This is a genomic window from Pseudomonas sp. AK181 (genome assembly GCF_051122975.1).
Taxonomy (GTDB): domain Bacteria; phylum Pseudomonadota; class Gammaproteobacteria; order Pseudomonadales; family Pseudomonadaceae; genus Aquipseudomonas; species Aquipseudomonas lactis.
In genome coordinates this window covers 5,573,939-5,595,552 of sequence record NZ_CP146348.1, presented here as the reverse complement: position 1 = coordinate 5,595,552, position 21,614 = coordinate 5,573,939, and the positions used below count along the sequence as shown (strand labels likewise).

Here is a 21,614-nt window from a genome sequence, read left to right as displayed (position 1 = left end):
GTAGAGCAAAGGTTGGGCCACTGCTGTGGGGGCCAGCAAAATCAAGGGGTTGGGCTTTGTTGCAAGGCGTTGCCGTGACAGGGGTGATACAGCCAAGGTGACAGTGTGTGCCACAAACGGTACAGCCTGTGACCGATGGGTCGGGCCGGGATTGCAATGGCCGGATGGCTGGGGGATGCTGGGCGTTCTCACGCAGGGAGAATAATAAGAACATGCATAACGATCATTTCAGTCGCCATGCCCAGCAAGTCTTGACCGTCACCCGTGGCCAAGAGCTTTCCCAGGGGCCTGGCAGCGACCCGTCCATCGCCCGCTCCTGGCTGCGCTGCGTGGAGGACTACCACCTCGACCCGGCGCTGACCATCGCGCCCACTGTGCTCGAACACGGGCGCCTGCTGGAAAGTCGCGAACGCCTGCGCCAAGTGCTGCACATCGCCGGCAGCGAAATGAACAGCCTGCACCAGCAACTCTCCGGCGCTGGTCACGCGGTGCTGCTCACCGATGCGCGCGGGGTGATCCTCAACTGTGTCACCGCGCCGTCGGAGCGCAAGATCTTCGAGCGCGCTGGCTTATGGCTGGGCGCTGACTGGAGCGAAGCCTGCGAAGGCACCAACGGTATCGGCACCTGCCTGGTGGAACGGCAGTCGTTGACGATCCACCGTGACGAACACTTTCGCGGCCGCCATACCGGGCTGACCTGTTCGGCGAGCCCGGTGTTCGACCCCCACGGTGAATTGCTGGCGGTGCTGGATGTGTCCTCGGCCCGCGAAGCCGTGTCGCGCCAGAGCCAGTTCCACACCATGGCGCTGGTGAACCTGTCGGCCAAGATGATTGAAAGTTGCTACTTCCTGCGTCACTTCGAACACCACTGGTTATTGCGTTTTCACCTACAGGCGGAGTCCGTCGGGCTGTTCAGCGAAGGCTTGCTGGCGTTCGATGGTGAAGGGCGCATTTGTGCGGTCAACCAGAGCGCCCTGAACCTGTTGGGGCAGTTGCGCGGCGGTTTGGTGGGCCAGCCGGTGGAAGCGTTTTTCGACTGTTCCCTGGACCAGTTGCTGGGGCGGGCCAGCGCGAACGCCACGGCCAGTTGGCCGCTGCGCACCCGCGAGGGTCGGCCTCTGTTTGCAGCGCTGCGAGGCCAGCCGCGCAGTGTGCCGGCCCCTACCATCAAGCCGCAGGCGCCACGGCCTTTGGGTATCTGCCTGGGCGACCCGGCGTTGCAAAATGAGCTGCGCAAGGCCTCGCGAGTGTTCGAGCGCGACGTGCCCTTACTGATCAACGGCGAAACCGGCTGCGGTAAAGAAGCCTTCGCCAAGGCCGTGCACCAGACTAGCCAGCGGGGCGACAAGGCCTTTGTCGCGCTGAACTGTGCGGCGATTCCAGAAAACCTGATCGAGAGCGAATTGTTTGGTTATCGCGCCGGCAGTTTTACCGGCGCCCTTAAAGAAGGTATGCGCGGCAAGCTGCAACAGGCCGATGGCGGCACGCTGTTTCTCGATGAAATCGGCGACATGCCCCTGGCGCTGCAAACCCGCCTGTTAAGGGTGCTGGAAGACCGCCTGGTGGTGCCTATCGGTGGCGAACCCCAAGCCGTGAACGTGCGCATCATCAGCGCCACGCACCGTAACTTGCTGGAGCGTGTGGCCGATGGCAGCTTTCGCGAAGACCTGTATTACCGCCTGAACGGCTTGGAAGTGGCGCTGCCGCCGTTGCGCGAACGCACTGACAAGTCGCAACTGTTGGACTTCCTCCTGGCCCAGGAGGCGGGCACCGAACAGGTGATGCTCGACGAGCCTGCGCGCCAAGCCTTGTTGGCATTCCAATGGCCCGGCAACCTGCGGCAGTTGCGTACGGTGTTGCGCACAGTAGTGGCGCTTTGTGAGGGCGGGCGAGTCGGGCTTGAGGACTTGCCGGCGCTGATTCGACAGGCGCGGCCCCAAGGGGAGAGGGTGGATGCGCCGTGCGCCTCGCCGCTGGAGAGCGCCGAGCGCCAGGCATTACTCGATGCGTTGGCGCAGCAGCGCTGGCATATGAGCCATGTGGCTGAACAATTGGGCGTCAGTCGCAATACGCTGTACCGCAAGTTACGCAAACATGGGATTTCACGGGAGGTTATGCATTAGGGGCGCGACAGTTGTCGGAATAACTCAGTTATTGCGGACTATTCGTTTTTTGTCCCACGTGATTTAAGGTTTTTTATCGCTCTACACACCCACGTCGTCCCGGAACGTGGCGCGTTGTTTTAAGCACTGATGGAATAAGGGCAGAGCATCGCTTGCCCTTAAACACCGTTGTTTGAAACTTCTAGGGTGACAACACATGAATATTACAAGTCCAATAACGACTCCTGTGCCACAACTCCCTGTTCAACTTGATGTTACGCCCGCGCCTGCACCGCAACCCTTAATGGCGGGCTGGGGCGAACCGATGCACCCCCTTGAGCCTGAGCCTGGCACGCAGTTGTCTGAGCCGGAGGCTGATCAAACGCCGAAGGTGCGCATCAAGCGTGGAATCTTCGGGCGGCGGTTCGGGGGAGGGTCCAGGCCCACACCGCCCGTGTCTCCCCCGCCGTCGCCCAGGGTACCGCCTGCCCCGGTCAGTCCCACGCCTACCCGGCCCCAAACCGCGACGGGAGGGAAAAAACCGACGACAACCCACGACGCCTCTGGCACCAGCGTGACCGCGGGCAGTTCAGGCCAGTCGACGGCCAGTAGGCTCAAGGACGCGCTGACCAAGGGGCCTCAGACGCCCCCTCTCGGTGGCACCCCCCCTGTAAAACCGGCGGAATCGCCCAAGGTCAGTGTGGCCGATGTCACCCAGCGGCTGTTGGATGCCGACAGGCTGGTCAAGGCGGGCGTTATTTCTACATCGCCCTCTACCGGCAAGATGGTCAAGGACGCGTTCATCAACGCAGGCATCAATGGCATGGTCAGCGCGCCGATCAATGTGGGCGCCTATGCCGGGTCCGTGGCTGCGGGGGAAGCGATCAAGGGCCAATACGTACCGTCGCCGGTGCCGCCTCCGCCACCGCATTTGCCTGGCGGTGTGCAGGCCGGTCAGAAGCCAGCGCCGCCAGTCGTTACGCCATCCACACCCGATGAGCCTGCGCCTGGGGCCACACGCCATCTGGATCGCGTAGAAAAGGTGCTGCTGGAGTTTGCCAATCTCATCATCACGCTGGCGGGAAACACCGGAGACCGGCTTGTCATGGACGACGCCTGGCCCAAGGAGCGCGGGGCACGCATGAGTAACCTTGAGCAGTTACTGGACGTTTCAGAAACCCATATGAAACAAATTGCCGAGGACAACGAGCTGATTTTCAAACCTCACATCGAGTCACAAACGTCCCCTGGTACCGGTGGCCGCTTAGGCGTGATCGAGCGTCGGTACCATGCCTTGAAAAAAACCGCTGACCGAATCATGACCTTGAAAGGCGCTGAGCTTAACAACGCGGGCACCACGGTTTAAGTCATCCCTTTTGCCCGCCGGATCCTACCGACGGGCGTTTCGCCCTCAGCTAATGCGTGCGAACTTTCCCACCCTACGCTAACCTGCCTCGATGTTTACGAGGTCGACTATGCACATTCATATTCTGGGTATCTGCGGTACGTTCATGGGTTCGATGGCGGTTCTGGCCAAAGAGCTGGGCCATCACGTAACAGGCTCCGATGCCAATGTTTATCCACCCATGAGCACGCAGCTGCAGGCGCAAGGGATTGAGCTGACGCAAGGCTACGACCCTTCGCAATTCGACCCGGTGCCGGACCTGGTCGTCATCGGCAACGCCATGTCGCGCGGCAACCCGGCGGTGGAATACGTACTGAACAAAGGCTTGCCTTACGTCTCCGGCCCCCAGTGGCTGGCCGACCATGTGCTGCAAGGCCGTTGGGTCCTGGCAGTGGCGGGCACTCACGGCAAGACCACCACCAGCAGCATGCTCGCCTGGGTGCTGGAGCATGCGGGCATGAGCCCGGGCTTCCTGATTGGCGGTGTGCCGCAGAACTTCTCGGTGTCGGCGCGCCTGGGTGAGACACCGTTTTTTGTGATCGAGGCCGATGAGTACGACAGCGCCTTTTTCGACAAGCGCTCCAAGTTCGTCCACTACCGCCCGCGCACGGCGATCCTGAATAACCTTGAGTTCGATCACGCGGATATCTTCCCCGATCTGCCGGCGATTGAGCGGCAGTTCCACCACTTGGTGCGCACCATTCCCAGCGAAGGCCTGGTCATTCATCCCACCACCGAGCCTGCGTTGCAGCGTGTGATCGACATGGGCTGCTGGACCCCGGTGCAAACCACCGGCGCGGGCGGGCAGTGGCAGGCCAGGTTGCTCAGCGACGACGGCTCGCGGTTTGAAGTGCTGTTCGAAGGCCAGGCCCAAGGCGTCGTCGACTGGGGCATGACCGGCCAACACAACGTGGCCAACGCCTTGGTGAGCCTGGCCGCCGCCCGGCATGTTGGCGTGGTGCCGGCCATGGGCATCGCCGCCTTGAGCGCGTTCAAGAGTGTGAAGCGGCGCATGGAGAAAGTCGCCGACGTGAATGGGATTACCATTTACGACGACTTTGCCCACCACCCAACCGCAATTGCCACCACCCTGGATGGCCTGCGCAAGCGCGTGGGCGACGCGCAGATCATCGCGATCGTCGAACCGCGTTCCAACTCCATGAAGCTCGGCGCGCACCGTGATGGCCTGCCCGAAAGCGTCAACGATGCCGACCAGGTGGTGTGGTATGCGCCAGCCAACCTCGGCTGGGATTTGCCGGGCATTGCTGCGCTGTGCACCATACCTTCAACAGTTTGCGATTCGCTGGAAGGCATCATTGAGCAGGTGAAGTCCTTGGCCCAGCCCGGCACCCACGTGGTGGTCATGAGCAACGGCGGCTTCGGCGGCCTGCACGGCAAGCTGGCCGAGGCGCTGAAATGAGCGGGCCGGAGCGCGTTACCCTGGCGATGACCGGTGCATCTGGTGCACCCTACGGCCTGCGCCTGCTCGATTGCCTGGTGCGTGAAGACCGTGAAGTGCATTTTCTGATCTCCAAGGCGGCGCAGTTGGTGCTGGCGACCGAGACCGATGTCGCGCTGCCTTCCAAAGTGCAGATGATGCAGGCGTTCCTCACCGAGTACACCGGTGCGGCGGCGGGGCAGATCAAGGTCTACGGCAAAGAAGACTGGATGTCGCCGGTGGCTTCGGGCTCCGGTGCGCCGGCGGCCATGGTGGTGGTGCCATGCTCCACCGGTACCTTGTCGGCGATTGCCACCGGCGCTTGCAACAACCTGATCGAACGGGCGGCGGACGTGACCTTGAAGGAGCGCCGCCAATTGATCCTGGTGCCGCGCGAAGCGCCATATTCGAGCATTCACCTGGAGCACATGCTCAAGTTGTCGAATATGGGCGTGACCATTTTGCCGGCGTCGCCCGGCTTTTATCACCAGCCGCAGACCATCGATGACCTGGTGGATTTTGTGGTGGCGCGCATTCTCAACCTGTTGAACATTCCCCAGGACATGCTGCCGCGTTGGGGTGAGCACCATCTGGGCGGCGATGAATAAAGCACTGCTGCTGTTGATGGCGCTGCAACTTACCGGCTGCGCCACGGCGCGCACGCTGGATGCGGCGCAACCGGGTGCGCCGGTGGTGTATGCCGGCACGCGGCTGGACCTGTACGCGATCAATGGCGGCTGCTGCGCCAAGGACCGCTTTGGCGCCGAGGCGCCGAGCTATCCACAGCTCGACCTACCGGCCAGTGCGTTGCTCGATACCTTGTTGTTGCCACTGTCGGTGTTGACGGTGCTGGGGGTTGGCTTCAACGCCACGGGCGGGCTGTAGATACGGTGTGGATCGGTGAATCGTTCCCACGCTCCGCGTGGGAATGCAGTCGGGGACGCTCCGCGTCCCAAGCATGACGCAGAGCGTCATAACAGGCGTTCCCACGCTCCGCGTGGGAACGATCAGTACCAGCACTGCATCATTACTTGCCGAGCTTGCGCAACTCGTCCGACTCCACCACCCGCACGCCATCCTGTTCTTCCAACGCCAGGCGCCACATGGCGCGGGCCAGTTCGCAGACTTCAATACCGTGGTACTTGCCCGGAATAAGCCGTGACAAAGGCCCGGCCAACTGCTCGGCCAGGCGCGGTTCCAGTCGTTCGCCCAGCAGCAGCGACGGACGTACGATGGTCAACTGCGGCCAGTCTTGCGCTCGGAGCGCCAGTTCCATTTCCCCCTTGACCCGGTTGTAGAACACCGAGGATTTCGGGTCGGCGCCAATCGCACTGATCACGATCAGGTGCCGCGCGCCCAGTTCCCGTGCGCGCTTGGCGAAGGCCACTACCATGTCCAGGTCGACCGCACGGAACGCCGCTTCCGAGCCGGCTTTTTTGATCGTGGTGCCCAGGCAGCAGAAGGCGATATCCACGCGGCCGCTCAGTTGCGGCAGGAACACCGCCGGCTCGCCCACCGGGTTTTCCAGGCGTGGATGTTCAGCCAATGGTTTGCGGCTGGGTGCCAGCACGCGGGTCACGGTGGGTTCGTTGAGCAGGCGGTCGAGCAGGTGTTCGCCCGTGAGGCCGGAAGCCCCGGCCAGCAAGATATGCTGCGGTGTCAGGTACATGGTGTTTCCCCCTTGTTACACGTTACAGCTTAGTTGCCTTTGGCTTCCTTGCTATTCATTGAGACGCTTTCGAGCGCCTTTCGTGCCTGCTGTTTACGTAATAATTGCCAATGGGCGATCACGCCTTTAGGCGCCCAGATCTGCGGTTCGGAGGCTTCGAAATTGTCCGCCTGTTCGCGTTCGGCCACGTGCAGTTGTGCCAGTTTGAAGGCGTGTTGCAAATCATCCGTTTGGTTGAAAGCTTGTGCGAAAAGGGCATCACCGAAGTAGGTGAAGTCTGCTTCTTCCGAGCAGCCGAACGACACGCGGTCTGCACGGGAGGCGGTCATGATCAGGGTGCGCTCATCTTTGAGCGCCGGTATGAAGCCGCCGGAGTAACACGCAGAGATCACGATGACCTTGTCGCGGTTTTTCAGCGGCGCGAGCACGGCGGCCAGCTCATCGGCGGGCAGGTCGGCCAGCTCCATGCGCGGTTGGTCGAGCACCAGCTCATGCTCATGGGTGCCATGGCTGGTCATGTAAATGAACACCAGGTCTTCCGGCCCGGTCCGTTCGGCCAGGGTTTGCACGGAGCGGCGCAGGCTTTCGCGGGTGGCCAGGGGGCGGTCGGCGATATGGTCGCGATGGTTGACCAGGCGCACCTGCCCGCGCGCGCCAAAGCGGGTGGCGAGCAGGTTGCTGACGTAATCGGCTTCACGCAGGAACACGCTTTGTTTGCCGTCACCGGCCAGCACCAGGGTGTACAGCTCCACCGCCGGGGTGGACGCGGGCACGGTCGCCAGGGCGTCATCGAGCAAGCGGCCTTGGGCCAGTATGCCGGTCTCCAGAGGGTCGGGCAGTAGCTTGCCCTCGGCGTCGCGTACGCGCAGGCCATTGACCCAGGTGCCCGACTGCACGGTGCCGTCGCTGAGCACCAGGGTGCCACGGCCTTGATAGTTGTCGCTGTCGAAGCCACCGATATAGAAACTGCCATCGGTGAGGTTCAGTCGCCCTTCGCCGGTAAAGCGCCAGTCACTGAACTGGCCGACATAGTGGATGCCATCAACTCCGATCAGTTCGCCTTTGCCGGTCAGCGCGCCTTCCTTGAACTGGCCGATCCATACATCGCCGTCGGCGTTCTCGTAGCGGCCTTTGCCGTTGAGCTGGTTCTGCTTGAACTGGCCGACATAGATATCGCCTTCGGCGCTGTTGAAAGTGCCATTGCCTTCCAGTTGGCCATCGACAAAGCGGCCGCTGAACTGGTTGCCGCTGTCGTCATTGCGCTGGCCTTCGCCATTGGGCTTGCCGTGGGCGAACTGGCCCTGGTACTGGCTGCCGTCGGCCAACTCCAGGCGGCCGAGGCCCGAGTACTGGTCGTCCTGGAATTCGCCGCGATAGGTCATTTGCCCCTCTTTGAGGGTGCCTTCGCCGTTGCGTCGACCGTTCTTGAAGCCGCCCACGTAGCTGCTGCCCGAAGTGGTCAGGCTGCCCTGGCCATCAAACAGGCCCTGCTTGAATTCGCCTTTATAGACTTCGCCATTGCTGCCATGCCATTCGCCCTGGCCGTGCCACTGGCCTTTGTCGAACTGGCCGGCGTACCAGCTGCCATTGGGGTAGTCCACACGGCCTTGGCCTTGCAGCAAACCGTTGACCACATCGCCACGGTAGCGGCCGCCATCGGGCAGGCGCGCATCGGGCGGCAACAGCGATTCGCCGTCTCCGCAAGCGGTGAGCAACAGGGCAAGGGCAAGGGGAGCGAGTGGGCGCATAGCGGGATCCGGATAATTGAGCGCCGAGTATGCCGTAGCCGGGGTGCCGAACCTAGTGGTCTATGCGCAGCATCTACCACCTGTAGGAGCGGGCTTGCCCGCGAAAAACTCGCAGGCGCCGCATTTATTCAGCCAGCACGCGTTATCGTGGACGACCTTCGCGAGCAAGCTCGCTCCTACAGTGGGGGGGTGGTGATTACACGAAGCACAGTGACAGCGACTCGGCGATGTAAGCCGGCTTCTCCTGGCCTTCGATTTCCAGGGTGGCGGTGGCCTTGAACAGCCATTGGCCCGGCTTCTTCTCGGTGACGTCAGTGAGGGTGACGTTCAGGCGCACCTTGGAATTCACTTTCACCGGCTGGATAAAGCGCACGCTGTCCAGGCCGTAGTTGACGGCCATCTTCAAGCCTTCGGGCATGATCAGGATGTCTTCCATCAGCTTGGGCATCAGCGACAGCGACAGGAACCCGTGGGCGATGGTGCTGCCGAACGGGGTTTGCGCCGCCTTGACCGGGTCGACGTGGATGAACTGATGATCGCCGGTGGCTTCTGCGAACAGGTTGATACGCGCCTGGTCGATGGTGAGCCATTCGGAACGTCCCAGTTCCTTGCCGACGTAATCTTTGAGCTGCGCTACGGGTACATAGGGCATTGCGTCTCTCCTTGGTTCATCATTTTTGCCCATCGGTGACGGGCGTTTTTATCGGTAACAGAGAACCAATGTAGATCATCATGGGCAATCGGCCCGGTCAACCCAACATGCTTTTGGCGAATGCCGGAGCATAGGGCGGGCATGCTTATAATGCGCGCGAGCGTTGAGGGGGAGAGAGCGGGATGCTGTTACGTGGCCTGACCTGGCTGGTGCTGTTTCAACTGATCGGCACCGCGATCAATCATTTGCTGGTGCCGGTGTTGCCGGGGCCGATCATCGGCTTGTTGCTGATGCTGGGCTTTCTGGTCTGGCGCGGTGAAGTCGGCGAGCCCCTGAGCCTGGCGGCCGGTAGCCTGTTGCGTTACCTGCCGCTGCTGCTGGTGCCGCCGGCCGTGGGGGTGATGGTGTACGCCAAGGACATCGTGGCGGATTTCTGGGCCATCGTCGGGGCGTTGGTGTTGTCGCTGGTGATCGCCATGGGCTTTGTCGGTGTGCTGATGCAGCAGATGGTCAAGCGCAAGGAGAAGGACCAATGATGCTCGACTGGCACGGCGCCTGGACGGCGGTCATTCATCACCCGCTGTTCGGTATCGGTATCACCCTGGGCGCCTATCAACTGGTGCTGGCGGGGTTCGAGAAAACCCGCTGGATCTTCCTGCAGCCGGTGCTGGTGTCGATGTTGCTGGTGATTGGCGTGCTGCTCACCTGCGGCCTGAGCTACGCCGAATACCGCCAGAGCACTGAGATCATGGGCATCCTGCTGGGGCCTGCGACCGTGGCCCTGGCGGTGCCGCTTTATCTGAACCTGCGACGGATTCGCCAATTGTTCTGGCCGATTTTTACTACGCTGGTGGTAGGCGGGGTGTTGGCCACCGGCCTTTGTGTGGCGTTGGGGTGGTGGTTTGGTGCTGAACACAGAGTGCTGATGACCATGGCGCCCAAATCAGTGACCTCGCCGATTGCCATGCTGGTGGCCGAGCAGATCGGCGGCGTGGCGGCCTTGGCAGCGGTGTTTGTGTTGATCACTGGGGTGGTCGGCGCGATGATCGGCCCGGCGCTCTTGACGCGCCTGGGTGTACGCAGCCCCGAAGCGCGCGGCATGGCTTTGGGCATGACCGCCCACGCCGTCGGCACTTCGGTGGCCCTGCAGGAAAGCGAAGAGTGCGGCGCCTTCGCGGCGCTGGCAATGAGTTTGATGGGCGTGGCCACGGCGGTGTTCCTGCCGTTGGCGGTGTCGGTCATTGTTTAAACCAGGTTTTAAGGAAACCGTTATGAGTCTGGCGCTATTCCCCCTCAACACTGTGCTGTTCCCGGGCTGCACCCTCGACTTGCAGATATTCGAGGCGCGCTACCTGGACATGATCGGCCGTTGCATGAAAAAGGGCGAAGGCTTTGGTGTGGTGTGCATCCTGGATGGCTCAGAGGTGGGCATGGCCCCTGACGGTTATGCGCTTGTTGGTTGTGAAGCCCTGATTCGTGACTTCAAACAGCAGGACAACGGCCTGCTGGGCATTCGCGTCGAAGGGGAGCGTCGTTTCCGCGTGCATGAGACCGACGTACAGAAAGACCAATTGCTGGTGGCCGACGTGCAATGGCTGCAAGAGTTGCCGGACCCGCCACTGGGCGAAGAAGACGCCGACTTGCTGGCGTTGCTTGAGGCCCTGGCCGAGCACCCGATGGTGGCTTCGCTGGACATGGGCGGTGACGTCGAAGGCCAGCAAGCCCTGGGTAACCGGTTGGCCTATCTGCTGCCGTTTACCGAGGCCGACAAGATCGACTTGCTGCAGCTGGACGACCCACAGCAACGGCTGGATGCGATTCAGATGTTGCTCGATGAACTGCAGGGCGAACTGTTCACCTGAGGTTCGGATTTGCCTGACAGAGCTTTCAGACTTTGCTCGGTCGTCTCCACGGTGTCGCCTGCACTATTTTCCGATCACACAACAATGATCGGAGATAACCATGATTCGGCTGACACCCTCGGAACAAGTCGCGTGGGACGCTTATTTTGTCAGCGTGACCACGCAATTACTCCAGCAGCAAGCCACGCGAGGCGCGGAGTACATCGCCGAGCGCGCCGCCGAAGTGGCCGATGAGATGCTGCTGGAGCGCCGCGAACGTTGCGTTGAACGGCGCAGCGCCTCTGTGGACTGGATCGGCCCGGCCAAGGGTCAGTAGGCGTACCTGAGCAGGGCGTGGGGCGTGCCGGTAAAGGCGATAAAACTGAGTACAGCCACCACGGCGGGCAGCACCAGCCACCAGGCTTTTTGCGACATGGCCGGCAATGGGCTGCGGTACTCGATTGCCGTCAGGCTGAACGCACACACGGTCATCGCCAGCAACGTGCCGGCCAGGATGTCCGTAGGCCAATGGGCGCCCAGGTACACCCGCGACAAGGCAATGAACGCCGCGGGAATGCAGCCCAGCAACATCCAGGTCAGGCGCAGTCGCGTGGGTTGGCCGCGACCGGCCAATACCGCGAGCGCCAGGAAAAAGGCAAAGGCACCGGAGGCATGGCCGCTGGGCATGCTGAAGCTGGTCAGCGGGTCGGTGAGGATTTCCGGGCGACCACGGGCGAAAAACAGCTTGGTGCCGGTGTTGATCACTGCCGCGCCAGCGAGGGTGGCGCCGACAAACACGGCATGGCGCCATTGCCGCGCCAGCAGTAACAGGCCAGTGAACACAGCGCTGGCGAAAAACATCTTCTTGAACTCGCCCAGTTGGGTGACCCGCACCATCACTTCGTCCAGCCATGGGCTGCGATGCTCTTGCACCAGGGCGCTCAGGCCCTGGTCGAAGTCATTGAGGTGGGGGTAGCCGATAAACAGCGCGATCAACAACACCAGGCTGGCGCAACCGATCCACAAGGTGGCGCGCCGATGCCCACGCCAACTGCTGTTCACACTCAGCCCCAGCAGCACCGCGAGGCACGCCGCGATAATCGCCGCTTCCGGCCAGAAACCTTCCGGCAACGGCAGGCGGAACGCGGCGCCGGCGGCCCAGCCTGGCAGCAGATAGGCCACGGTCCAGCCCGCGGCGGCAATGATGCTCACGGCGGCAAAGCGCGGGAAGGGCATGTCGCACATACCCGCGACCATGGGCAGCATGGGACGTAATGGGCCAATGAAACGTCCGACCAACAGGCTGGCGATCCCGTACTTGTGGAAGTAGGTTTCTGCGCCGTTCATCCATTCAGGGTGCTGGCGCAGGCCGGGAAGGCGTCGGATGTTCTGATGGAAATGGCGGCCCAGGTAATAGGAAACGCCGTCGCCCAGCAAGCCGCCAAGGAAGCCCAGCAGCAGGGTTTCACTCAACGACAGCGCGCCGCTGCCAGCCAGCGCAGCGATTGCAAACAGCAACACCGTGCCTGGCACGATCAGCCCGGCAATCGCCAGGCACTCCACGCACGCGACGATAAACACCGCCGCTGCCAGCCATTGTGGGTTGAGGGTCAACCAGCCGGTGATGCTATCGAGCCATTGGCCCATACAATCCACTCCATGCATACATATTCAAAAACACTGAAGATTCAATTGTGGGAGCTGGCTTGCCTGCGATGGCGGCGGCATGGCCAGCATTGAAGTTGCCTAACCCACCGCTATCGCAGGCAAGCCAGCTCCCACATGGGATGTGTCGCGGGTTAAATCAAAAAATAATCCCGGCCTTCGACCTGCCCCCGACGCAGCGGGTTCCGCGTGCAATAAGGCGCATAGCCAGCATCGACAAAGCGGTACATCAAGTGCTCATCGCGCCCGCTGGGGATACCCAGGCGCGTGGTCTGGATAATCTGCGTGGGCACCTGGCCCACGTCTTCGACATACAGCAGTTCCTGATCGAAGCGCTTGGCGTCCCACATCGGCACTTTCAGGCCCAGGGCCTTGCACAGCAGCGTCTGGCCCGCACACAGTTTTTGCGAGGGGCGTGGGCTGCCATCGGGGTTGGGGTTGTTCAACAGCATCTGTGCCAGGCTCGCCGCGCCGGAAATGTCATCGACCCAGGGATAAGCCGATTTGATCAGCACGGCATTGCCCGGGCCGTGGGCGCTGAAGTTCAGGGAATCACCGCCACGGGCGTAATACATGTAGATATGGCCACCATCCAGAAACAAAGCCTTACGCTTTTCTGTGTAGCCGAGTGAGGCGTGGCTGCCTTTTTCGGCCACGTAATAGGCTTCGGTTTCAATAATTCGCGCCGAAAGCCAGAGATCGCCCACTCGATGGCGAATGACTTTTCCGAGTAATTCGCGCGCAAGCAGTTGCGCGTCGCGGTCGAAGAAGCTATCGGGCAGGGGGCTGGCGGGGAGCTGGGGCGAAAAGTCGGGCATGGCGGTCAAAGGTTGATACGGCTAAATGTGACCGAATCATAACAACTCTCACCTTAATTACGCCTGAACCTGGGGTTTTTACAGTTCATTTCGACCATCCGCCCCTCACCGCTGTCAGTCGGGCGGCGTCACAGCTATAATCTGCCGCTTTCCTCTTTGCCAAGACTCCCTGACCATGACTGAGTCCGTTCTTGACTACATGACCCGCCTGGGTCGCGCTGCCCGGCAGGCCTCGCGGTTGATCGCCCGTGCGAGTACTGCGCAGAAGAACCGTGCGCTGCTGGCGGCTGCCGATGCTCTGGATGCTTCGCGCTCCGAGCTGACCGCCGCCAACGAACTGGACCTGGCCAAGGGGCGCGCCAATGGCCTGGAGCCAGCCCTGCTGGACCGCCTGGCGCTGACCCCGGCGCGTATCGACGACATGATCGAAGGCTTGCGTCAGGTAGCCAAGCTGCCTGACCCCATCGGTGAAATTCGCGACATGCGTTACCTGCCGTCCGGCATTCAGGTGGGCAAGATGCGCGTGCCCCTGGGCGTGATCGGCATCATCTATGAGTCGCGTCCGAACGTGACCATCGACGCGGCTAGCCTGTGCCTGAAGTCGGGCAACGCCACCATCCTGCGTGGCGGCTCCGAGGCGATCAATTCCAACCGCGCCATCGCCGCCTGCATCCAGCAGGGCCTGGCCGTGGCCGAGTTACCGGCCGAAGTGGTGCAAGTGGTGGAAACCACCGACCGCGCCGCCGTGGGCGCCTTGATCACCATGCCTGAGTTCGTCGACGTGATCGTGCCGCGAGGTGGCAAGAGCCTGATCGAGCGCGTCAGCCGCGATGCCAAGGTGCCAGTTATCAAGCACCTGGACGGCGTCTGCCATGTGTTCATCGACATTGCCGCCGACCTCGACAAGGCGATCCGCATTGCCGACAACGCCAAGACTCACCGCTACGCGCCGTGCAACACCATGGAAACCCTGCTGGTGCACGTCGGCATTGCCGAGCGCGTGCTGCCGCCGCTGGCCGCCATCTACCGCGACAAGTCGGTAGAACTGCGTGGTTGCGAGCGCACCCGTGCGTTGCTGGGCGCGGACGTCATCGAGGCGACCGAGCAGGACTGGTACACCGAGTACACGGCCCCGATCCTGTCGATCCGCATCGTCGACGACCTGGACCAGGCCATCGAACACATCAATACCTATGGCTCCAAGCACACTGACGCCATCGTTTCCGAGCATTTCAGCGATGCCCGGCGTTTCCTCAACGAAGTGGATTCCGCTTCGGTGATGGTCAACGCCTCGACGCGTTTTGCCGACGGCTTCGAGTACGGCCTGGGGGCGGAGATCGGTATTTCCACCGACAAGCTCCACGCACGCGGCCCGGTGGGCCTCGAAGGGCTGACCAGTGAGAAGTACGTGGTGTTTGGCGACGGTCATGTGCGCACTTGATGACTAAACGCATCGGGCTGCTCGGCGGTACTTTCGACCCCGTGCACATCGGCCATTTGCGCAGTGCCCTGGAAGTTGCGGATGCCCTTGCGCTGGATGAGCTGCGCCTGCTACCCAATTTCCGGCCGCCCCATCGCGACACGCCGCAGGTGGCCGCCGAGCAGCGCCTGGAAATGGTGCGTGTTGCCGTAGAAGGTATATCGCCGCTGGTGGTGGACGATCGCGAACTCAAGCGCGATAAACCGTCCTACACTATCGACACCCTGGAGCTGATGCGCGCCGAATTGGCCGCAGATGACCCACTGTTTCTGCTTTTGGGCTGGGACGCATTTTGCGGCCTGCCCTCTTGGCACCGCTGGGAGGAACTCCTCCAGCATTGCCACATCCTGGTTTTGCAACGCCCGGATGCCGACAGCGAACCGCCGGATGCCTTGCGCAACCTGCTGGCCGCGCGGTCGGTAAGTGACCCCTTGGCCCTGACCGGGCCGAACGGGAATATTGCATTCGTCTGGCAGACCCCGCTTGCGGTGTCCGCCACCCAGATCCGTCAACTGCTGGCCAGCGGGAAGTCGGTACGTTTCCTGGTGCCTGACGCGGTCCTGGCCTACATCGATGCGCACGGGCTTTACCGTGCGTCGAACTGAAAAGGCGCGCTTGAACGCACGAACCGTGCAGCAAGCGCCCGAACATACGAGCAAAACGAGTTTTATATGACGAACAAAGACGTAAGCAAAGTTAAGCGCAAAGGCACCTTCAAAAGCGCACCGCTGCCGGTTGAAGCCCATGTTGGCCCTGAACTGGCTGGCGAAGAGCTGGTGAAAGTCGCCGTGGCTGCCCTGGAAGACGTTAAAGCCCAGGACATCCAGGTGCTGGACGTGCGTGACAAGCAGAGCATCACCGACTTCATGATCATCGCCACCGGTACCTCCAACCGCCAGATCGGCGCGATGCTGGACAAGGTTCGTGAAGCCGTCAAAGCCCAGGGCGTCAAGCCATTGGGTGAAGAAGGCAAGGGCGACAGCGACTGGGTGCTGCTGGACATGGACGATGTGATCGTTCACATGATGACCTCCAACGCTCGCCAGTTCTATGACCTGGAACGTTTGTGGAAAGGCGCCGAGCAGAGCCGTGCTGCCGATGGCAAGCACCACAGCCCGGAAGTGGGCCACGCGCACTTCGACAAGCTCAACAAAGACCAGGAATAAGGAACGGCTGTGCGCCTGCGTCTGATCGCTGTCGGTTCACGCATGCCCAAGTGGGTGGAAGAAGGCTGGCACGAGTATGCCAAGCGTCTGCCCGCTGAGCTGTCGCTTGAGCTGGTGGAAATACCGCTCAATACCCGGGGCAAGAACGCCGACGTGGCGCGCTTTATCCGCCAGGAAGGCGAAGCCATGCTGGCCAAGGTCGGCCCTAATGAGCGCATCGTCACCCTTGAAGTGCACGGCAAGCCCTGGAGCACCGAGCAACTGGCGGTGGAACTGGATCGCTGGCGCCTGGATTCGCGCACGGTCAATTTCATGGTCGGCGGCCCCGAAGGGCTGGCGCCGGAAGTCTGTGCGCGGGCCGATCAGCGCTGGTCGCTGTCGGCGCTGACGTTGCCGCACCCGTTGGTAAGGATTCTGATCGGTGAACAGCTGTATCGCGCCTGGACAGTTCTGTCCGGGCACCCTTACCACAAATAGTCTGCGCCGCCCCCGATGACCCAACCGATCCGCATCAAGGACCACGAGAAAGACGCACGTCTGGTACGCGCGCGGGTGGTGTTCGGTGCTGTCTTGGTGGTGGTGCTGATGTGCGTGCTGATTGCGCGGCTGTATTTCCTCCAGGTGATCCAGTACGACTATCACTCCACGCTGTCGGAAAACAACCGGGTGCATGTGCAGCCGATTCCCCCGACCCGTGGGCTTATTTTCGACCGCAATGGCGTAGTGGTTGCCGATAACCGGCCCAGCTTCAGCCTGAGCATGACCCGTGAGCGTTCCGGCGACTGGAAGCAGGTGCTCGATGTCATCGTCGAGGTGCTGCAACTGACGCCGGAAGACCGGGCCGTCTTCGAGAAACGCATGCGGCAGGGGCGCCGGCCGTTCGAGCCGGTGCCGATTCTGTTCGAGTTGACCGAAGAGCAGATCGCCCGCATTGCGGTGAACCAGTTCCGCCTGCCGGGTGTGGAAGTGGTCGCGCAATTGGTGCGGCATTATCCGCAAGGGCCGCACTTTGCCCACTCCGTTGGCTACATGGGACGGATCAACGAGAAAGAGCTGAAAACCCTCGACCCGATCAACTACAGCGGCACCCACCATATCGGCAAAACCGGCATCGAGCGCTTCTACGAAGCCGAGTTGCATGGCCAGGTGGGTAACGAGGAAGTCGAGACCAATGCGCGTGGCCGCGTATTGCGCGTACTCAAGCGCACAGACCCGGTGCCGGGCAAGGACATTGTGCTGAGCCTGGACATCAAGTTGCAGGAAGCTGCCGAGATGGCCCTGGGCGGTCGGCGGGGTGCCGTAGTGGCGCTGGACCCGAAAACCGGCGAAGTGCTGGCGATGGTCAGCCAGCCCAGCTTCGACCCCAACCCGTTTGTGACCGGCATCAGCTTCAAGGCCTACGCCGAGCTGCGTGATTCTATCGACCGGCCACTGTTCAACCGTGTGTTGCGCGGCCTGTACCCACCGGGCTCGACCATCAAGCCGGCGGTAGCGATTGCCGGCCTGGATGCTGGCGTGGTCACGGCTTCAAGCCGGGTGTACGACCCTGGCTATTACATGCTGCCCAACTATGACCACAAATACCGTAACTGGAACCGCTCCGGTGATGGCTATGTCGACCTGGACACCGCGATCATGCGCTCCAACGACACCTATTTTTACGACCTGGCCCACAAGCTGGGGATTGATCGGCTGTCTGCCTACATGGGCAAGTTCGGCCTCGGTCAGAAAGTCTCTCTGGACATGTTCGAAGAATCCCCCGGCCTGATGCCGTCGCGGGAGTGGAAGCGTGCGACCCGCCGCCAGGCGTGGTTCCCCGGCGAAACCCTGATCCTCGGTATCGGCCAGGGCTATATGCAGGCCACTCCGTTGCAACTGGCCCAGGCCACGGCGCTGGTGGCGAACAAAGGCGTGTGGAACCGACCGCACCTGGCCAGGACCATCGAAGGCGAAAAGCCGGTGGACGACAATCCGATTCCGGACATCGTGCTGCGTGACCCGTCCGACTGGGCCAAGGTCAACCACGGCATGCAGCAGGTCATGCACGGCGCTCGCGGCACCGCGCGCAAGGCGGCGATCGGCGCGCAGTACCGCATTGCCGGCAAGAGTGGTACGGCCCAGGTGGTCGCGATCAAACAGGGCGAAAAGTATGACCGTTCCAAGGTGCAGGAACGCCACCGCGACCACGCCTTGTTTGTCGGTTTTGCCCCGGCCGAAGACCCGAAAATTGTGGTGGCCGTGATGGTCGAGAACGGCGAGTCCGGCTCCGGCGTCGCCGCGCCAGTGGTACGCCAGGTGATGGACGCCTGGCTGCTGGCCGACGATGGCCGGCTCAAGCCCGAGTATGGCGGCCCCCCTTCAAGCCCCGAGGTTACGGCCCGTGAAGAGTAATTTTGACCGCATCCTCTCCAGCGAAGATGTGATGCGTCGCCGTGCGACGTTGCTGCAACGCATGCACATTGATGGCCCCTTGCTGATCCTGTTGCTGACCCTGGCGGCTGGCAGCCTGTTTGTGCTGTATTCGGCCAGCGGCAAGAACTGGGACTTGCTGATCAAGCAGGCGTCCTCGTTTGGCCTGGGCCTGCTGTCGATGGTGGTGATCGCTCAACTGGAGCCGCGCTTCATGGCGCGCTGGGTGCCCTTGGGCTATGTCGCCGGCGTGTTGCTGCTGGTGGTGGTGGACGTTATGGGCCACAACGCCATGGGCGCCACACGCTGGATCAACATCCCCGGGGTGATTCGCTTCCAGCCGTCGGAATTCATGAAGATCCTGATGCCGGCCACCATTGCCTGGTACCTGTCCAAGCGCACCTTGCCGCCGCAGCTCAAACACGTGGCGATCAGCCTGATCCTGATCGGCGTGCCCTTCGTGCTGATCGTGCGCCAGCCGGATCTGGGCACCTCGTTGCTGATCCTCGCCGGTGGCGCATTCGTGCTGTTCATGGGCGGATTGCGCTGGCGCTGGATCCTCAGCGTGCTGGCCGCCGCCGTGCCCGTGGCCGTGGCCATGTGGTTCTTCTTTATGCACGACTATCAGAAGCAACGGATCCTCACGTTCCTCGACCCGGAGAGCGACCCGCTGGGCACCGGCTGGAACATCATCCAGTCCAAGGCGGCCATTGGTTCCGGCGGGGTATTTGGCAAGGGCTGGTTGCTGGGCACCCAGTCCCACCTGGACTTCTTGCCCGAGAGCCACACCGACTTCATCATCGCGGTGATGGGCGAAGAGTTCGGCCTGGTGGGCATTTGCGCGTTGTTGCTGATCTATCTGCTGTTGATTGGTCGCGGCCTGGTGATCACGGCCCAGGCGCAGACGCTGTTCGGCAAATTGCTCGCCGGCAGCCTGACCATGACTTTTTTTGTTTACGTTTTCGTCAACATCGGTATGGTCAGTGGCCTGCTGCCGGTGGTTGGGGTGCCGTTGCCATTCATTAGCTACGGCGGAACTTCGCTGGTGACATTGCTGTCAGCGTTTGGGGTTTTGATGTCGATTCATACGCATCGCAAGTGGATCGCACAGGTTTGAATAAGGTGAAGATGTCAATGCAAGTAATGCGCGGCTGGGCGACTCGGCATGCGACCTGGATGGGCCTGATCGGGCTGCTGGGGGCAACGCAAGAGGCGCAGGCCGGTGACTACGATGGCTCTCCCCAGGTTGCCGAATTTGTCGGTGAGCTGACCCGCGACTACGGTTTTGCCGGCGAGCAACTGATGGGCGTGTTCCGCGAAGCCCAGAAAAAGCAGGCGATCCTCGACGCCATTTCCCGGCCCGCCGAACGCGTCAAGCAGTGGAAGGACTATCGCCCGATGTTCCTCACTGATGCGCGCATCGCCCGCGGCGTGGATTTCTGGCGCCAGCACGAGGCAGTCCTGGCCCGCGCCGAGCAAGAGTACGGCGTGCCGGCCCAGGTGATCGTCTCGATCATCGGCATCGAAACCTTTTACGGGCGCAACACCGGCAGCTATCGGGTGATCGACGCCTTGTCGACCCTGGGCTTCGATTACCCGCCCCGCGCCGAGTTCTTCCGCAAGGAGCTGCGCGAATTCCTGTTGCTGGCCCGCGAAGAGCAGGTCGACCCGCTGAGCCTCAAGGGCTCCTACGCCGGGGCGATGGGCTTGCCGCAGTTCATGCCGAGCAGCTTTCGCGCCTATGCGGTGGATTTCGACGGTGACGGGCACATCAATATCTGGAGCAACCCCGACGATGCCATCGGCAGCGTGGCCAGCTACTTCAAGCGCCACGGTTGGGTGGCCGGCGAGCCGGTGGTTGTCCGCGCCGATGTCACGGGCGAGCGCGCCGACGAGGGCCTGACCCAAGGTATCGAACCGGTCAAGACCGTTGGGGAGTTGCGAGCGCTGGGCTGGTCGAGTCAGAATGCGCCACGCGATGACATGCCGGTGACGGCATTCCGCCTGGAAGGCGCAAATGGCCCTGAATACTGGATGGGCCTGAAGAATTTTTACGCAATCACGCGTTATAACCGCAGTGTGATGTACGCCATGGCCGTGCATCAGCTGTCAGATGAGCTGGTTCAAGCACGGGGCAACAAGTAATGCGGGTATCGCCGTTCAAAAAACCGCTCAAGCTGGTGGCGTTCGCCGCGTTGTCCTTGTTGGTAGCCAGTTGTTCCACCACGCCTAACCGTGCGCCGGCCAAGAAGGCGGGCGGTGCGGTGGTCCGCGCCCAACCGGGCCTGGACATCAACCGCGCGCACAAAGACGGCGCGCCGTGGTGGGATGTGGATGTCTCGAAAATTCCGGACGCCACGCCGACCCTGCACACCGGCCCGTACAAGGCCAACCCCTATACCGTGCTGGGCAAGAATTACTTCCCGCTGCAGGAATCCAAAACCTACGTGCAGTCTGGCACCGCGTCCTGGTACGGCACCAAGTTCCATGGCCAGAACACCGCCAACGGCGAAGTGTATGACCTGTATGGCATGAGCGCGGCCCACAAGACCCTGCCGCTGCCCAGCTATGTGCGCGTGACCAACCTGGACAACAACCGCACCGTGATCCTGCGGGTCAATGACCGTGGGCCGTTCTATTCGGACCGCATCATCGACTTGTCCTACGCGGCCGCCAAGAAACTCGGTTACGCCGAAACCGGCACCGCCCGGGTCAAAGTCGAAGGCATCGACCCGGCGCAGTACTGGGCCCAGCGTGGCAAGCCAGCGCCGTTGATGCTCAACGAACCGCCAACCCCGCAACCGCAAGTGACGGCCTCCACCGGCAAGATCGAGCAATGGACGCCGCCACCGGCGCAGCACGCGCCTGATACCGTGGTGGTACCGCATGCGGCAGCGGGCGCCTCCATGGCCGGTGGGCAATACCTGCAGGTCGGCGCTTTCGCCAACCCGGATGCGGCAGAACTGTTAAGGTCCAAGCTCAGCGGCATGGTCAGTGCGCCGGTTTTCATCAGCTCCATCGTGCGTAACCAGCAAACGTTGCACCGTGTACGCATGGGCCCGATCGGCTCGCCGAGCGAGGTGGCGCAAGTGCAGAACAGCGTACGCCTGGCCAACCTGGGGCAACCCAGCGTGGTCACCGCAGAATAAGCAGTAACGGTTTGATGGCTCAGGCGCGCTTGCGCGCTTGAACCCTGGTTGTTGGCTCGTTGAACAATAAAA

General features: G+C 62.0%; 22 protein-coding genes. 17 read left to right on the top strand and 5 right to left on the bottom strand.

Annotation, left to right across the window (positions count from 1 at the left end):
- Positions 1-212 precede the first annotated feature (212 nt).
- From V8689_RS25565 to V8689_RS25545, 5 genes are all read left to right on the top strand, one after another.
- Positions 213-2,123 (top strand): sigma-54-dependent Fis family transcriptional regulator, encoded by a 1,911-nt coding sequence (locus tag V8689_RS25565; RefSeq protein WP_056791919.1) that lies wholly within the window; start codon positions 213-215, stop codon positions 2,121-2,123.
- 679 nt (positions 2,124-2,802) lie between these two features.
- Complete coding sequence (locus V8689_RS25560; protein ID WP_223816966.1) at positions 2,803-3,468, top strand: hypothetical protein; 666 nt, start codon at positions 2,803-2,805, stop codon at positions 3,466-3,468.
- 109 nt (positions 3,469-3,577) lie between these two features.
- Positions 3,578-4,927: a UDP-N-acetylmuramate:L-alanyl-gamma-D-glutamyl-meso-diaminopimelate ligase gene (gene mpl, locus V8689_RS25555; protein ID WP_056791921.1), complete on the top strand. Its 1,350-nt coding sequence runs from the start codon at positions 3,578-3,580 to the stop codon at positions 4,925-4,927.
- Positions 4,924-5,553, top strand: coding sequence for a flavin prenyltransferase UbiX (gene ubiX / locus V8689_RS25550; RefSeq protein WP_056791923.1), 630 nt, complete (start codon positions 4,924-4,926; stop codon positions 5,551-5,553). The genes mpl and ubiX overlap by 4 nt, the downstream gene beginning before the upstream one ends.
- On the top strand, positions 5,546-5,830 hold the full coding sequence (locus tag V8689_RS25545) for a YceK/YidQ family lipoprotein (RefSeq protein WP_047712257.1): 285 nt from the start codon (positions 5,546-5,548) through the stop codon (positions 5,828-5,830). The genes ubiX and V8689_RS25545 overlap by 8 nt, the downstream gene beginning before the upstream one ends.
- Positions 5,831-5,972: 142 nt before the next feature.
- Here the strand turns inward: V8689_RS25545 and V8689_RS25540 are convergent, their stop codons facing one another.
- From V8689_RS25540 to V8689_RS25530, 3 genes are all read right to left on the bottom strand, one after another.
- On the bottom strand, positions 5,973-6,614 hold the full coding sequence (locus V8689_RS25540) for an oxidoreductase (protein WP_003194500.1): 642 nt from the start codon (positions 6,612-6,614) through the stop codon (positions 5,973-5,975).
- Positions 6,615-6,643: 29 nt separating this feature from the next.
- On the bottom strand, positions 6,644-8,362 hold the full coding sequence (locus V8689_RS25535; RefSeq protein ID WP_434520645.1) for a C13 family peptidase: 1,719 nt from the start codon (positions 8,360-8,362) through the stop codon (positions 6,644-6,646).
- A gap of 196 nt (positions 8,363-8,558) precedes the next feature.
- The gene (locus V8689_RS25530) at positions 8,559-9,014 is read right to left on the bottom strand and encodes a MaoC family dehydratase (RefSeq protein WP_003194496.1); all 456 of its coding nucleotides are present in this window, start codon (positions 9,012-9,014) and stop codon (positions 8,559-8,561) included.
- Positions 9,015-9,196: 182 nt separating this feature from the next.
- Here V8689_RS25530 and V8689_RS25525 point away from each other — a divergent pair, with 182 nt between their 5' ends.
- The 4 genes from V8689_RS25525 (at position 9,197) to V8689_RS25510 (ending at position 11,192) form a co-directional block, all read left to right on the top strand.
- Entirely contained in the window at positions 9,197-9,550 is a 354-nt protein-coding gene (locus V8689_RS25525; protein ID WP_003194494.1) for a CidA/LrgA family protein, read from the top strand.
- On the top strand, positions 9,547-10,263 hold the full coding sequence (locus V8689_RS25520) for an LrgB family protein (protein WP_056791927.1): 717 nt from the start codon (positions 9,547-9,549) through the stop codon (positions 10,261-10,263). Before V8689_RS25525 ends, V8689_RS25520 begins: the two co-directional genes overlap by 4 nt.
- Positions 10,264-10,285: 22 nt before the next feature.
- Complete coding sequence (locus tag V8689_RS25515) at positions 10,286-10,876, top strand: LON peptidase substrate-binding domain-containing protein (RefSeq protein ID WP_434520644.1); 591 nt, start codon at positions 10,286-10,288, stop codon at positions 10,874-10,876.
- Between the two features lie 100 nt (positions 10,877-10,976).
- On the top strand, positions 10,977-11,192 hold the full coding sequence (locus V8689_RS25510; RefSeq protein ID WP_019818751.1) for a hypothetical protein: 216 nt from the start codon (positions 10,977-10,979) through the stop codon (positions 11,190-11,192).
- Here V8689_RS25510 and V8689_RS25505 read toward each other — a convergent pair.
- On the bottom strand, positions 11,186-12,502 hold the full coding sequence (locus V8689_RS25505) for a bifunctional DedA family/phosphatase PAP2 family protein (RefSeq protein ID WP_056791929.1): 1,317 nt from the start codon (positions 12,500-12,502) through the stop codon (positions 11,186-11,188). The two genes, V8689_RS25510 and V8689_RS25505, sit on opposite strands and share 7 nt — an antisense overlap.
- 152 nt (positions 12,503-12,654) lie before the next feature.
- Positions 12,655-13,338: a DNA-3-methyladenine glycosylase gene (locus V8689_RS25500; RefSeq protein ID WP_056791930.1), complete on the bottom strand. Its 684-nt coding sequence runs from the start codon at positions 13,336-13,338 to the stop codon at positions 12,655-12,657.
- A 175-nt stretch (positions 13,339-13,513) separates the two neighbouring features.
- On the opposite strand from V8689_RS25500, the gene V8689_RS25495 reads away from it, so the two are divergent.
- The 8 genes from V8689_RS25495 (at position 13,514) to V8689_RS25460 (ending at position 21,542) form a co-directional block, all read left to right on the top strand.
- The gene (locus V8689_RS25495) at positions 13,514-14,779 is read left to right on the top strand and encodes a glutamate-5-semialdehyde dehydrogenase (RefSeq protein ID WP_056791932.1); all 1,266 of its coding nucleotides are present in this window, start codon (positions 13,514-13,516) and stop codon (positions 14,777-14,779) included.
- Positions 14,779-15,423 (top strand): nicotinate-nucleotide adenylyltransferase, encoded by a 645-nt coding sequence (gene nadD / locus V8689_RS25490; RefSeq protein ID WP_003194480.1) that lies wholly within the window; start codon positions 14,779-14,781, stop codon positions 15,421-15,423. The genes V8689_RS25495 and nadD overlap by 1 nt, the downstream gene beginning before the upstream one ends.
- Before the next feature lie 66 nt (positions 15,424-15,489).
- Positions 15,490-15,984 carry a ribosome silencing factor gene (gene rsfS / locus V8689_RS25485; RefSeq protein ID WP_003176298.1) on the top strand — a complete coding sequence of 165 codons (495 nt, stop codon included), beginning with the start codon at positions 15,490-15,492 and terminating at the stop codon, positions 15,982-15,984.
- Between the two features lie 9 nt (positions 15,985-15,993).
- On the top strand, positions 15,994-16,461 hold the full coding sequence (rlmH, locus tag V8689_RS25480; protein ID WP_003176297.1) for a 23S rRNA (pseudouridine(1915)-N(3))-methyltransferase RlmH: 468 nt from the start codon (positions 15,994-15,996) through the stop codon (positions 16,459-16,461).
- Positions 16,462-16,476: 15 nt separating this feature from the next.
- Positions 16,477-18,375, top strand: a complete 1,899-nt coding sequence (gene mrdA / locus V8689_RS25475) for a penicillin-binding protein 2 (protein WP_034126905.1) — start codon at positions 16,477-16,479, stop codon at positions 18,373-18,375.
- Between the two features lie 31 nt (positions 18,376-18,406).
- On the top strand, positions 18,407-19,510 hold the full coding sequence (rodA, locus tag V8689_RS25470) for a rod shape-determining protein RodA (RefSeq protein ID WP_044268991.1): 1,104 nt from the start codon (positions 18,407-18,409) through the stop codon (positions 19,508-19,510).
- A 17-nt stretch (positions 19,511-19,527) separates the two neighbouring features.
- A complete protein-coding gene (gene mltB, locus V8689_RS25465) occupies positions 19,528-20,538 on the top strand; it encodes a lytic murein transglycosylase B (RefSeq protein ID WP_056791934.1) in 1,011 nt (336 codons plus the stop codon).
- Complete coding sequence (locus tag V8689_RS25460) at positions 20,538-21,542, top strand: septal ring lytic transglycosylase RlpA family protein (RefSeq protein WP_032895156.1); 1,005 nt, start codon at positions 20,538-20,540, stop codon at positions 21,540-21,542. The genes mltB and V8689_RS25460 overlap by 1 nt, the downstream gene beginning before the upstream one ends.
- The last annotated feature ends 72 nt before the right edge of the window (positions 21,543-21,614 follow it).

What these genes read in the sequence shown, in the direction of transcription:
- V8689_RS25500 (WP_056791930.1), bottom strand. Translation starts at nt 13,338, where the DNA reads ATGCCCGACTTTTCGCCCCAGCTCCCCGCCAGCCCCCTGCCCGATAGC.
- mpl (WP_056791921.1), top strand. Translation starts at nt 3,578, where the DNA reads ATGCACATTCATATTCTGGGTATCTGCGGTACGTTCATGGGTTCGATG.
- V8689_RS25540 (WP_003194500.1), bottom strand. Translation starts at nt 6,614, where the DNA reads ATGTACCTGACACCGCAGCATATCTTGCTGGCCGGGGCTTCCGGCCTC.
- V8689_RS25510 (WP_019818751.1), top strand. Translation starts at nt 10,977, where the DNA reads ATGATTCGGCTGACACCCTCGGAACAAGTCGCGTGGGACGCTTATTTT.
- ubiX (WP_056791923.1), top strand. Translation starts at nt 4,924, where the DNA reads ATGAGCGGGCCGGAGCGCGTTACCCTGGCGATGACCGGTGCATCTGGT.
- V8689_RS25525 (WP_003194494.1), top strand. Translation starts at nt 9,197, where the DNA reads ATGCTGTTACGTGGCCTGACCTGGCTGGTGCTGTTTCAACTGATCGGC.
- V8689_RS25565 (WP_056791919.1), top strand. Translation starts at nt 213, where the DNA reads ATGCATAACGATCATTTCAGTCGCCATGCCCAGCAAGTCTTGACCGTC.
- V8689_RS25535 (WP_434520645.1), bottom strand. Translation starts at nt 8,362, where the DNA reads ATGCGCCCACTCGCTCCCCTTGCCCTTGCCCTGTTGCTCACCGCTTGC.
- V8689_RS25520 (WP_056791927.1), top strand. Translation starts at nt 9,547, where the DNA reads ATGATGCTCGACTGGCACGGCGCCTGGACGGCGGTCATTCATCACCCG.
- V8689_RS25545 (WP_047712257.1), top strand. Translation starts at nt 5,546, where the DNA reads ATGAATAAAGCACTGCTGCTGTTGATGGCGCTGCAACTTACCGGCTGC.
- V8689_RS25460 (WP_032895156.1), top strand. Translation starts at nt 20,538, where the DNA reads ATGCGGGTATCGCCGTTCAAAAAACCGCTCAAGCTGGTGGCGTTCGCC.
- nadD (WP_003194480.1), top strand. Translation starts at nt 14,779, where the DNA reads ATGACTAAACGCATCGGGCTGCTCGGCGGTACTTTCGACCCCGTGCAC.
- rodA (WP_044268991.1), top strand. Translation starts at nt 18,407, where the DNA reads ATGCGTCGCCGTGCGACGTTGCTGCAACGCATGCACATTGATGGCCCC.
- rsfS (WP_003176298.1), top strand. Translation starts at nt 15,490, where the DNA reads ATGACGAACAAAGACGTAAGCAAAGTTAAGCGCAAAGGCACCTTCAAA.
- V8689_RS25505 (WP_056791929.1), bottom strand. Translation starts at nt 12,502, where the DNA reads ATGGGCCAATGGCTCGATAGCATCACCGGCTGGTTGACCCTCAACCCA.
- V8689_RS25530 (WP_003194496.1), bottom strand. Translation starts at nt 9,014, where the DNA reads ATGCCCTATGTACCCGTAGCGCAGCTCAAAGATTACGTCGGCAAGGAA.
- V8689_RS25495 (WP_056791932.1), top strand. Translation starts at nt 13,514, where the DNA reads ATGACTGAGTCCGTTCTTGACTACATGACCCGCCTGGGTCGCGCTGCC.
- mltB (WP_056791934.1), top strand. Translation starts at nt 19,528, where the DNA reads ATGCAAGTAATGCGCGGCTGGGCGACTCGGCATGCGACCTGGATGGGC.
- mrdA (WP_034126905.1), top strand. Translation starts at nt 16,477, where the DNA reads ATGACCCAACCGATCCGCATCAAGGACCACGAGAAAGACGCACGTCTG.
- V8689_RS25515 (WP_434520644.1), top strand. Translation starts at nt 10,286, where the DNA reads ATGAGTCTGGCGCTATTCCCCCTCAACACTGTGCTGTTCCCGGGCTGC.